This is a genomic window from Streptomyces sp. NPDC002669 (genome assembly GCF_042889165.1).
Taxonomy (GTDB): Bacteria; Actinomycetota; Actinomycetes; order Streptomycetales; family Streptomycetaceae; genus Streptomyces.
Map to the genome: position 1 here is coordinate 424,467 of NZ_JBIAQQ010000001.1, position 11,577 is coordinate 436,043.

An 11,577-nucleotide genomic window follows, 5' to 3' on the forward strand; every position below is an offset into this window, starting at 1 on the left:
CCCTCAAACCCCCCCCCCCCCCCCCGCGCCCGCCCGCCGCCGCGCCCCCGGGGGGGGGGCGGCGGTTTTTCCAGGCCGCCCCCCCCCCCCCCCCCCCCGGCCCCCCCCCCCCCCGCCGCACATACACAGATACCCTTGACACGTGACCGACGCCCAAGAGACCGCAGCAGACACATCACTGCGAACCACCGGGGGCGCTCCCCCGGACGACGTCGCCCCGGCGCCGACCCCCTTGCTCGAACCTCGCGAGGGCATCCCCCCGGTGGTGGCATCCGACGACGCCCTGGCCCGGGTGATCTCCGCCTTCGCCGCCGGCTCCGGCCCGGTGGCCGTGGACGCCGAGCGCGCCTCCGGCTACCGCTACGGCCAGCGTGCCTACCTCGTGCAGCTGCGCCGGGACGGCGCGGGCAGCGCGCTGATCGACCCCGTCGGCTGCCCCGACCTGTCGGGGCTCGGAAGCGCACTGAGCGGCAGCGAGTGGATCCTGCACGCCGCCACCCAGGACCTGCCCTGCCTGCGCGAGATAGGAATGACCCCCACCGGGCTCTTCGACACGGAGCTGGCCGGACGGCTCGCCGGCTTCCCGCGCGTCGGCCTCGGCGCCATGGTCGAGAACGTGCTCGGGTACTCCCTGGAGAAGGGCCACTCCGCCGTCGACTGGTCCACCCGCCCGCTGCCCGACCCCTGGCTGCGCTACGCGGCGCTCGACGTCGAGCTGCTGATCGACCTGCGCAACGCCCTGGAGGAGGAGCTCGACCGGCAGGGCAAGCTGGAGTGGGCCCGCGAGGAGTTCGACGCGATCGCCTCCGCGCCGCCCGCCCCGCCGCGCAAGGACCCCTGGCGCCGCACGTCCGGCATGCACAAGGTCCGCCGCCGCCGGCAGATGGCCGTGGTCCGGGAGCTGTGGACCACCCGTGACCAGGTCGCCCGGCGCCGCGACATCTCGCCGGGCAAGGTGCTGAGCGACGCCGCGATCGTCGAGGCGGCGCTCGCGCTCCCGCCGAACACCCAGGCGCTGACCGCGCTGCCCGGCTTCGGCCACCGCATGGGACGGCGTCAGCTGGAGCAGTGGCAGGCCGCCGTCGACCGCGCCAAGGCCCTGCCCGACTCCGAACTGCCCCAGCCCGGCCAGGCCCTCGCCGGTCCGCCGCCGCCCCGCGCCTGGGCGGAGAAGGACCCGGCCGCCGCGGCCCGGCTCTCGGCCGCTCGCGCCGCGGTGTCGGAGCTCGCCGCGCGGCTGAACATGCCCCAGGAGAACCTGATCACCCCCGACACGGTGCGCCGGGTCTGCTGGGAGCCGCCCAAGCACCCGACGCCGGACGCGGTCGAGACCGCGCTCGCCGGGTACGGGGCGCGGCACTGGCAGATCGAGCAGGTGGCCCCGCTGTTGGTCCGCGCGCTGGCCGCGACGGCCTGACGAATCGTCACCGGACGCCCCGCCGGACGCGTACGGGGGTCGCATTCGCGCCAGGTTCCACGGCGGCGCGCACACCGCGCCACGAGCGCCGGACGGGCTGATTCCGCCCTGTCCGGCGCTCGTCGTCGTATCCGCTCCTTCCCCGCGCCCACGACCCGTCCCCGCGCGGCCGTGCGGGGCCCCGCGGCCACTGGCCGGAACGGGCCGGACGGGTGGCTTTCCCGCATGTGACCTTCGCCGCTCCCGGTACCAGGGGTGGGCAGTCTGGTTACCCGCAAGTAGCATGAGGGTGCGGCGCGCTCGGGCGCGCCCGCAGCAGTGCCATCCCGCACCCTGGAGGAGAGCCACCGTGCCTCGTACCATCCGGGACGTCGTCTTCGTCGACGGCGTCCGCACCCCGTTCGGCAAAGCGGGCCCGAAGGGCATCTACCACGAGACCCGCGCCGACGATCTCGTCGTGAAGGCCATCCGGGAGCTGCTGCGCCGCAACCCGGCCCTGGACCCCGCGAAGATCGACGAGGTCGCCATCGCCGCGACGACCCAGATCGGCGACCAGGGGCTGACGCTGGGCCGCACCGCCGGAATCCTGGCCGGTCTGCCGCAGTCCGTCCCCGGTTACTCCATCGACCGCATGTGCGCGGGCGCCCTGACCGCCGTCACCTCGACGGCCGGTTCCATCGCCTTCGGCGCGTACGACGCCGTCATCGCCGGTGGCGTCGAGCACATGGGCCGTCACCCGATGGGCGAGGGCGTGGACCCGAACCCGCGCTTCGTCTCGGAGAAGCTGGTCGACGAGTCCGCCCTGTTCATGGGCATGACCGCGGAGAACCTGCACGACCGGTACCCGCAGATCACCAAGGTCCGCGCCGACGAGTACGCGGTCCGCTCCCAGGAGAAGGCCGCCAAGGCGTACGCCGACGGCAAGATCCAGCAGGACCTGGTGCCGATCTCCGTGCGCCGCACCAACCCGGAGGGCGGCGAGACCGGCTGGGGCCTGGTCACCGCCGACGAGCCGATGCGGCCGGGCACCACGATGGAGAACCTGGCGGGCCTGAAGACCCCGTTCCGCGCGCACGGCCGGGTCACCGCCGGCAACGCCGCCGGTCTCAACGACGGCGCGACGGCCTCGATCATCGCCTCCGAGGACTTCGCCCGCGAGAACGGCCTCCCGGTCAAGATGCGCCTGGTCTCCTACGCCTTCGCGGGCGTGGAGCCGGAGGTCATGGGCTACGGTCCGATCCCGGCGACCGAGAAGGCCCTGGCCAAGGCCGGGCTGACGATCGGCGACATCGGCCTGTTCGAGATCAACGAGGCCTTCGCCGTCCAGGTGCTGGCCTTCCTCGACCACTACGGCATCGCCGACGACGACGCCCGGGTCAACCAGTACGGCGGCGCCATCGCCTACGGCCACCCGCTGGCCTCCTCCGGCGTGCGTCTGATGACGCAGCTGGCCCGCCAGTTCGAGGAGCAGCCGCAGGTCCGCTACGGCCTCACCACCATGTGCGTCGGCTTCGGCATGGGCGCCACGGTCATCTGGGAGAACCCGCACCACAAGGACGCCGGAGGCGACAAGTGAGCACCACCACCGAGCTCCTGAAGGGCGCGGCCGAACTCTTCCCCGACGAGGTCGTCACCCAGGCGCACGTACGCCACCTCGACCTCCCGGCCGGTGCGGGCCGCTTCGCCCTCATCACCCTGGACAACGGCCTGGACCACACCAAGCCGACCACCTTCGGACCGCAGTCGCTGGCGAACCTGAACGCCGCGATCGACCAGGTCGAGAAGGAGGCCGCCGAGGGTGCGATCACCGGCGTCGGCATCACCGGCAAGCCGTTCATCTTCGCGGTCGGCGCCGACCTCAAGGGCGTCGAGCTGCTGAAGAACCACGACGACGCGCTGGCCATCGGCAAGGGCGGCCACGACGTCTTCCGCCGCCTGTCCGGCCTCGCGGTCCCGACGTTCGCGTACTACAACGGCGCGGCGATGGGCGGCGGCGTCGAGGTCGGTCTGCACTGCTCGTACCGCACCGTCTCCAAGGCGCTGCCCGCGTTCTCGCTGCCCGAGGTCTTCCTCGGTCTGGTCCCGGGCTGGGGCGGCTGCGCGCTGCTCCCCAACCTGATCGGTGCCGACCGCGCGGTCTCCGTCATCATCGAGAACTCGCTGAACCAGAACCGCCAGCTCAAGGGCAAGCAGGTCTTCGAGCTCGGCATCGCCGACGCGATCTTCGAGGGCGCCGACTTCCTGGAGCAGTCGCTGATCTGGACGGCGAACGTGCTGAACGGCACGGTCGCGGTGGAGCGTCCCGAGGTCGACCGCGGGGACGCCTGGGACCAGGCCGTCGCGCGCGGCCGGGCCATCGCCGACTCCAAGGTGCACGGTGCGGCCCCGGCCGCGTACCGCGCGCTGGAAATCATCGCCGCGGCGAAGGACGGCGACCTGGGTGCCGGCTTCGACGCCGAGGACCGGGCCCTCGCGGACCTGATCATGGGTGGCGAGCTGCGCTCGGGCATCTACTCCTTCAACCTGGTCCAGAAGCGCGCCAAGCGCCCGGCCGGTGCCCCGGACAAGAACCTGGCCCGTCCGGTCACCAAGGTCGGCGTCGTGGGCGCCGGCCTGATGGCCTCGCAGCTGGCGCTGCTGTTCCTGCGCCGCCTGGAGGTGCCGGTCGTGCTGACCGACATCGACCAGGAGCGGGTCGACAAGGGCGTGGGCTACGTCCACGCCGAGATCGAGAAGCTGCTCGGCAAGGGCCGGATCAACCAGGACAAGGCCAACCGCCTCAAGGCCCTGGTCTCCGGTGTGCTGGACAAGGCCGAGGGCTTCTCCGACGCCGACTTCATCATCGAGGCCGTCTTCGAGGAGATCGGCGTCAAGCAGCAGGTGTTCGCGGAGGTCGAGGCGGTCGCCCCGGCGCACGCGATCCTCGCCACCAACACCTCGTCCCTCTCGGTCACCGAGATGGCGTCGAAGCTGAAGCACCCCGAGCGGGTCGTCGGCTTCCACTTCTTCAACCCGGTCGCGATCCTGCCGCTGCTGGAGATCGTCCGCGGCGAGCGGACCGACGACGCCTCGCTGGCCACGGCGTTCGGTGTGGCGCGGAAGCTGAAGAAGACCGCGGTGCTGGTGAAGGACGCCCCGGCGTTCGTCGTCAACCGCATCCTCACCCGTTTCATGGGCGAGATCCAGAACGTCATCGACGAGGGCACCCCGGTCGAGGTCGCGGAGAAGGCCATCGAGCCGCTCGGCCTGCCGATGTCCCCGCTGGTGCTGCTGGAGCTGGTCGGCCCGGCGATCGGTCTGCACGTCTCGGAGACCCTGAACCGCGCCTTCCCGGACCGGTTCACCGTCTCGGAGAACCTGGCCGCGGTCGTGAAGGCCGGCAAGCGCGGCTTCTACGTCTACGACTCCGGCAAGCCGGAGCTGGACCCGGAGGTCGCCGCGCTCCTGAAGCAGGGCGACGTCGTCCTGACCGAGGAGCAGGTCCGCGACCGGGTCCTGGACGCGGTGGCGCAGGAGATCGGTCTGATGCTGGACGAGGGCGTCGTCGCCGAGGCCCAGGACATCGACCTCTGCCTGATCACCGGTGCGGGCTGGCCCTTCCACCTGGGCGGCATCACGCCGTACCTGGACCGTGAGGGCGTCTCGGAGCGGGTGAACGGCAAGAAGTTCCTCGCTCAGGGCGTGGCGAGCGTTCCGGCGTAACGCCTCCTCGCCGACGCGACGGCGGGCCGTACGGAGACCACTCCGTACGGCCCGTTCCCCGTTCCGGGGGGCGGGCGGCGGCGCCGCGTCACCAGGCGGGCAGCGCCGGGTAGTGCTCGCAGTCCGGGCCGCAGGGCAGCCGCGCGGACATCGAGGTGTGCAGCCAGCTGTCCTCGGGAACACCGTGCACCTTCAGCTCCAGTCGCGTCGGGGGCGAGTGGATGGCGCTGAACACCGCGACGAACTCCACCGTGTAGGTGCCCGGCCGCCAGTCGTGGGAGTGGGTGACCCGCCAGCTCCCGTCGTCCCGCACCGGGGCCTCGGCGATCAGCCGGCCCCGCTCCAGCACCATGACCTTCTGGACGCCGCGCGCCGCCGTGCCCGAGAACCGGGGGCGGGGACCGCTCCACGCCCCCTTGCGCGGCCCGATCACCTCGGGCGCCTCCAGCCGGTCGAGGACCTCGAACTCCGTCTCCGCGGCCGTGGACACCGCGTTGCCCGCGAGGGCGACCGCGGTCACCTCGTGTCGGCCGGCGGGCCACTGCACGGCGCGCCGCCACTGCCACGTCCCGTCCTCGGCGGTGCGGGTGCCGCCGAGGTACTCCCCCGCCTCGAAGAAGATCACGTAGTCGGCGCCCGCCGGCGCCGTTCCCGTCAGCTTGCGTCCGGCGCCGACCGGTTCGGCGAAGGCGGGTGAGGTCACGGTCGGGGCGGCGGCCACCTCGGGCCGCGCGGTCAGCGCGAGCTGCGGCTGCTGCACGGTGAACTCGGTCTGCACCGGCGGCGCCTGTCCCGGCACCAGCCGCTGGACGTCCACCAGCCCGGGCGGCAGTCCCGGCACGCCGGCCAGACCGCTCGCCACCAGCCGCGCCGCTTCCCGGGCCCCGGCATGGTTGAAGTGGGAGGCGTCGACGATGCCCTGCGGGTGCCCCGGGTGATCGCCCGGATCAAGCCACCGGAAGAGGCCGCGGGCGCGCATGGGGCCCAGCTCGGCGAGGAGCCGGGTGGTGGCGGCGTTCATGTCGACGACCGGGCAGCCGAGTTCCCCGGCGGCCTCCAGGGTCAGCCGCGCGTAGCCGTCATGGGTGTCCACCGGGTTTCCCGAGGTGTCGAAGACGCAGCGGGCCGCCGGGGTCACGAGGACCGGCACGGCGCCCTCGGCACGCAGCGCCTCGACGTACAGCCGCAGGTACTCCTTGTACTCCCGCGGGCCGTGGTACCGGTTGAGCTGGTTGATGCGCTGCTCGACGTGGCCGAAGGCGATGAGCACGAGGTCGCCGGGGCCGACGAGGGTGAGCAGCGCGGCGAACCGTCCCGTGTAGTAGTCCCGCAGCGTCATGGCGTCGCGCGCGTAGTTGCGCACGTCGCAGTCGGGCCCCAGGAACTCCTCCAGGTACTGGCCCCAGCCCGCGAGGGGCGCCTCCTCCTCGGTGCGGGAGGCGGCCACCGAGTTGCCGATGACGCAGATCTTTCGCATGTCTTCTTCTCGTCTCCGTTGTCGTGCGGCCCCGGGGCGGGGTCAGCACGCCTGCCAGGGGCCGAGGGCGGCGCCCGGCCGGGCTTCTTCCTGCCGTGCCCAGTGCAGTCGGCCGTCCGTGCCGAGCGCCGCGACGACCGCCCGGCCGTACGCGTCGGCGGCGACGGCCGGGGCACCGGCCATCTGGATCTCGTGGTGTGCCCAGTCGGGCCGTGCCGCGTCGTGGCCGTCCGCGGACAGCACGGTCACCGCGGGCCTGCTCCGCTCGTCCCTGCGGGCGACGACCAGGAGGTCGTGGTCGGGAGCGAGCAGCCGGAGCGCGGCGACCGCCCCGGTGCCGCCGTCGTCGCTGAGCCGTTCCACCCGCTGTTCCCACGTTCCGTTGGGGCGCTGCCGGTGGCACATCACCGCCCCGGTGTCCTCCTCCCGGTAGAACAGCGCCATGCGGTTGCGGCCCACCTGCACGGGGGTGAGGCCGGAGGCCGGCCGCCAGCTCTCCGGCACGCCGGTGACCAGCTGGTCCTCCAGCTTGAACGGCCCGTACACGGCTTCCTGCCGCCACCGCACCCCGCCGGTGCGGTTGGTGGCGTACATGTCGATGCGGCCGGTGGAACGCAGCACGGTGGTCAGGGAGTCCTGCATCCAGCGCCCGCCGAGCGTCTCCCAGGCGGTGAACCCCTCCGGCGTCTCGCGCCGCAGGCTGACGCCCACCGAGAAGTTCCGCACGAAGACGTGGAGGTGGCCGGCCGGGTCCACCACCGCCGCGGGCACGCCGACCTCGCGGCAGCGCCGCCAGTCGCGGGTGGCCTCGTCGGGGTTGCCGAGGGATTCCCAGGGCAGCACGGAGCCGGTGTGCGCCTGGCGCCACATGCGCACCACCTCGATGTCGACCCGGCCCTCGGCGCCCTGGAGGCGGCGCAGCCCGACCAGGTGGACGCCACCGGTGCGGTCGGGGGCGACGTCGAGGCACGGCAGGAGGTCGCCGCCGGGCAGCAGCAGCGGTCCCTCGAAGCGTCCGGCGCCGGCTTCGGTCTCCGTCCACACCGCGGCCTGGTCGCCGAGGACCGCGTAGGCGGCGAGCCGGCCGTCGGCCTGCCGGTGCAGCCACCGGGTGCCCTGGGGGTAGCGGCTGCGGGTGCTCCAGCCGTAGCGGCGGATGTCGGCGCCGTCGCCGAGCTGGAGGTCGCCGCAGTGGCGGTGGGCGCAGGCGTGGCCGTCGGCCCCCGCGTACACGTCGACCAGGGACTTCTTCAGCGCGTGGGAGCGCTCGCTCAGGTTGCTCGGCCAGTTCTTGTTGCCGTAGCCGGTGAAGTGCTCGACCAGCGGCGGACGGCTTCCGGCGCGCAGGTGGCGGCGGAGCGCCTCGCGGGCGAACTGGGCCGTGGCGGTGTGGTCGGCGTGGTCGCTGGAGGTGATGCCGCGGGCCTCGTCGTACGACTCGTGCAGCGGGTCCGGGTCCATGGTCCACAGCGCCGTGGGCTGCGCGTAGGAGAGCAGCTGGACGAGGGCGGTGACGACGTCCTCGCGGCCGAGGGCCTGCGGCTGGTGCAGCTCGGAGTTGGCTGCCAGCAGGGTGGGCTGGCGGGCGGCGCGCCCGTCCCACAGGCTGGTCAGCCGGGCCTGCGGCTGGTCCGCGGGGAAGCCGTGCGCGGCGTCCGCCATCCGCAGGCCCAGGAAGAAGAGCTGCACGTGCGGCGCCTGTTCCAGGTAGAACCGCTCCGCGGCCACGCCGGGGACGAGTTCGACCGGTTCCCGGGCCCAGGGGGCCTCCCGGTCGCCGAGGACCATGGTGGCGTAGGCGGCGCGCAGGCCGTTCTGGCGGGCCTCCATGTATCCGGCGAAGTCGACCGGGGCCTGGTCCCGCAGCGGGTCGCGGGTGTCCACGTTGCGCCCGTCGGCCTCACCGGCGGTGAGGTAGACGCTGGTGACGCGGTGGCCCGCGGTCAGCAGCCGGTACAGGTCGGGGTTGACGAAGTAGAGGTCGTCGTCGGCGTGGGCGAACACCTGGAACAGCGAGGTGGGGTTCGTCCCGGCGGGTTGGGTCATGGTCGGTGGATGCTCCGATCGGGCACGGCCGGCGAACGGCGGACGGGGCGGGGCGTGCTCACAGCGGCCACTGCGGCAGTTGTCCGGCGTGGAAGCGCTGGTTGCGCGGGGAACCCGCCTCGAACTGGCTGGCCACCGGGAAGTACGAGGGCAGGAAGGCCGCCAGGACGGCGTCCTGCTCGTCCTCGGTGACGTCGCCGTCGTGGTAGTCGTTCAGACAGAAGACGTCGTGCGGGCGGTTGAGCTGGAGGCGGGAGAGCCGTTGCTTGTGCTCGCTCAGCCCCACGTTGACGAAGCCGCAGTTGATGCTGCCCGGGGCCGAGCGCTGGGTGTGGAAGCCGAAGTAGTGGTGCAGCGACGACGCGATCGCGAGGTCGGAGTGGCTGCGGAAGCGGCTGGCCGCGGTGGCCGCGACCGCGTCGGGGTACTGGCGCTCGATGTCCGCGAGGACGCTGCGCCGCAGCGGATGCGGGGCGTGCAGGAACGAGTGGGCGAGGACCTGTCCGAAGGTGTCGGCTATCAGGCCGCGGTTGTTCTTGGCCGCGCTCATGTTGAACTCGTCGCCGGTCGTGGCCGGTCCCATGGGCACGGTGGTCGGGGACATGAAGTGCTTGGCGACCCCGTTGCCGTGGAAGAACATGCCGGGCTGGAGCACCCGGCCGATGAACACGTCGTCGTTGAAGTACAGGAAGTGCTCGGCCAGCCCGTCGATCCGGTGCAGCTGGCTCTCGATGGCGTGCGAGTTGTACGTCGGCAGCACCGACGGGTCGGCGAAGATCTCCCGGTGGTCGACCACCCTGATCCGGGGATGGTTCAGGTCGAGCCATTCCGGCACCTGCTGGTCGGTGACCAGGTGGATGGTGCGGATCCACGGGGCGTACATGTCGATGGAGCGCAGCGAGTAGCGCAGCTCGTCCCGGTCGCGGAAGCGGGCGGCGCTGCTCGCGGAGTCCTCGGTCTGCATGCCGAGGGCGCGCATCACCGCGTTCTTCCGCTCCAGCCAGGAGACGTCCCCGCCGTTGACCCAGGTGTACACGGCGTCGACGGGGAAGCCGATGTCCCCGTGGACGGTGTGGGCGTACGGCTCGATGGTGGGGTAGGTGCGTCCGCCGAGCACGGTCTCGTGCACGCGCATGGTCCGGGTGGGCACCCGGTCGCCCACCAGGGTGCGGACCGGGGAGACCATCATGTACGGGTCCTCGGGGTCCTCCTCCCAGAAGTTGATGGTGCAGCCGTAGACCCCGGCGAGGCGGAGGGTGCGGGCGGGCGTGACGGCGTTCTGGTAGACGCGCACGGCCGGGCAGGTGGCCTGGGCGTACTTCTCGGCGAAGGCGGCGAGGACGGTGGCGGTGGGGCTCTGTCGTTCGTTGAGCAGCGCCACGTAGACCGCGCTGCCGCCGTGGGCGGCGGTGAGTGCCCTGAGCACGGCCTCCCGGTTGGAGGTGTGGACGGCGACCGCGTGCCGGACGTTGGTGTCCCGGGTGACGAAGTACGGGATCTGCGCGTGTTCCAGGGCCGTGGCGACCAGTGCCAGGTTGTTCTGGACCACGTCCCAGGGGGATTCGCTCCCCAGCCGGCGGCACAGCTGGCCGCCGTCGCGCACGAGGCCCCGGTCGGAGCGCAGCAGCCGTTCCTCCAGGGCCCGCTGCTCCTTGGTGTCGACGGAGGTGGCGGGGGCGGGGGCGGCCGGGCGGAGCATTCCCTCCTGGCCGCTCATCAGGGAGTGCAGGGCCTGTCGTTCCGCCCTGCGGGCCTCGCGCTCCCCCGAGGCCCGTTCCTTCTCCAGTTCGGCGAAGACGTTCTCCCACATCGCGGTCACCACGGGCGGGGCGAGCCGGGAGACCGATTCGGCGGCCGCGCGGCCCATGTCGTGGCGCAGCGGGGCGTCCTCGATGAGCCGGATGAGCGCCCGGGCCGCGGCGTCGGTGTCGTTCGCCGGTACGAGGATGCCGGTCCGCCCGTCCAGGACGACCTCGCGCGGGCCGTTGGGGCAGTCGTAGGAGACCACGGGCACGCCGGCGGCCTGGGCCTCGGTCAGCACCAGCGGGAACGCCTCGTTGCGGGAGGTCATCAGGGCGATGCTGGCCTTGGCCCACTCCTCGGCCAGGTGGGGGGAGTTGCCGTTGAGCTGGACGCTGTCGTGCAGGCCGAGCACGTCGATCTGCCGTCGCAGGGCGCCGGAGAGCGGTCCGTCGCCGAAGACCCGCAGCGTCCACGTGGGGTGCCGGCGGACCACGGTGTCCCAGATGGTGATGGCGTGGTCGATCTGCTTCTCGCCGACCAGGCGGCCCGCGATGACGACGGTGCGGGTCTCCAGGGTGGAGCGGGGCCGGAATCCGCGTGGCAGGGCGTTGGGGACCACGTCGATGCGCGGCGCGCTGTGGCCGAGGGTCTCGGCGAACCAGTCGCGCGTGCGGTTGCTGAGCACGGCGAGCGCGTCCAGGCGGGAGGCGTAGCGCAGCAGCGGTTCGGCGCTGGGGCCGCGCAGTTCGGAGACGCGGTGCTCCTGGTGGAGCGTCATCACGTGCGGGGGTGCCAGCTGCACCGCCAGTGCCATGAGCGCCGGTGTGGTGGTGATCAGCAGATCGGTGTCGGTGTGCTGGAGCGCGTACTCCAGTTCCAGGTCGGTCAGCCGGTTGAAGGCCGCCTCCCAGGAGGGGTCCACCAGGGCGCTCGGCCGGTCGGCCACCTGGGCCCACGCCTCGGCGGCCAGGCCGGTGCGGCGGATCGGTACGGGAGCGGGTCCGGTCCGGTCGATCAGGTAGTCGACCCGGATGCGCTCGTCGATCGGGAAGAACAGCTGCGGCTGGGTCTTGAGGATGCTCAGCACGCGGACGTCGTGGTTGCCCACGAGTTCGGCGGCCTGGTTGAACACCGCTCGTTCGGTGCCCCCGACGGCGTCCGCGGTGAGCAGGAGGAAAGTGATCTTCATGGT

General features: G+C 72.6%; 6 protein-coding genes. 3 read left to right on the forward strand and 3 right to left on the reverse strand.

Translation table 11 applies throughout. The features are described from left to right. The first annotated feature begins 142 nt into the window (after positions 1 to 142). The 3 genes from ACFYW1_RS01925 to ACFYW1_RS01935 all read left to right on the forward strand — a co-directional run bounded on the left by ACFYW1_RS01925 (position 143) and on the right by ACFYW1_RS01935 (position 5,119). Positions 143 to 1,417: an HRDC domain-containing protein gene (locus tag ACFYW1_RS01925; protein WP_388985670.1), complete on the forward strand. Its 1,275-nt coding sequence runs from the start codon at positions 143 to 145 to the stop codon at positions 1,415 to 1,417. A gap of 349 nt (positions 1,418 to 1,766) precedes the next feature. Further along, complete coding sequence (locus ACFYW1_RS01930) at positions 1,767 to 2,993, forward strand: thiolase family protein (RefSeq protein WP_388985672.1); 1,227 nt, start codon at positions 1,767 to 1,769, stop codon at positions 2,991 to 2,993. Next, complete coding sequence (locus ACFYW1_RS01935; protein ID WP_388985674.1) at positions 2,990 to 5,119, forward strand: 3-hydroxyacyl-CoA dehydrogenase NAD-binding domain-containing protein; 2,130 nt, start codon at positions 2,990 to 2,992, stop codon at positions 5,117 to 5,119. Before ACFYW1_RS01930 ends, ACFYW1_RS01935 begins: the two co-directional genes overlap by 4 nt. Before the next feature lie 88 nt (positions 5,120 to 5,207). On the opposite strand, the gene ACFYW1_RS01940 is transcribed toward ACFYW1_RS01935, so the two are convergent. From ACFYW1_RS01940 to ACFYW1_RS01950, 3 genes are read right to left on the reverse strand one after another with little or no spacing between them, the layout of a single operon-like run. After that, positions 5,208 to 6,596 (reverse strand): GDSL-type esterase/lipase family protein, encoded by a 1,389-nt coding sequence (locus ACFYW1_RS01940; protein WP_388985676.1) that lies wholly within the window; start codon positions 6,594 to 6,596, stop codon positions 5,208 to 5,210. Between the two features lie 42 nt (positions 6,597 to 6,638). Further along, positions 6,639 to 8,642, reverse strand: coding sequence for a PIG-L family deacetylase (locus ACFYW1_RS01945; protein WP_388985678.1), 2,004 nt, complete (start codon positions 8,640 to 8,642; stop codon positions 6,639 to 6,641). A 58-nt stretch (positions 8,643 to 8,700) separates the two neighbouring features. Beyond that, entirely contained in the window at positions 8,701 to 11,574 is a 2,874-nt protein-coding gene (locus tag ACFYW1_RS01950; RefSeq protein ID WP_388985680.1) for a stealth conserved region 3 domain-containing protein, read from the reverse strand. Positions 11,575 to 11,577: the final 3 nt, after the last annotated feature.

Excerpts from the sequence above, each read along its gene's own strand:
- ACFYW1_RS01950 (WP_388985680.1), bottom strand. The coding sequence starts at position 11,574 with ATGAAGATCACTTTCCTCCTGCTCACCGCGGACGCCGTCGGGGGCACC.
- ACFYW1_RS01945 (WP_388985678.1), bottom strand. The coding sequence starts at position 8,642 with ATGACCCAACCCGCCGGGACGAACCCCACCTCGCTGTTCCAGGTGTTC.
- ACFYW1_RS01940 (WP_388985676.1), bottom strand. The coding sequence starts at position 6,596 with ATGCGAAAGATCTGCGTCATCGGCAACTCGGTGGCCGCCTCCCGCACC.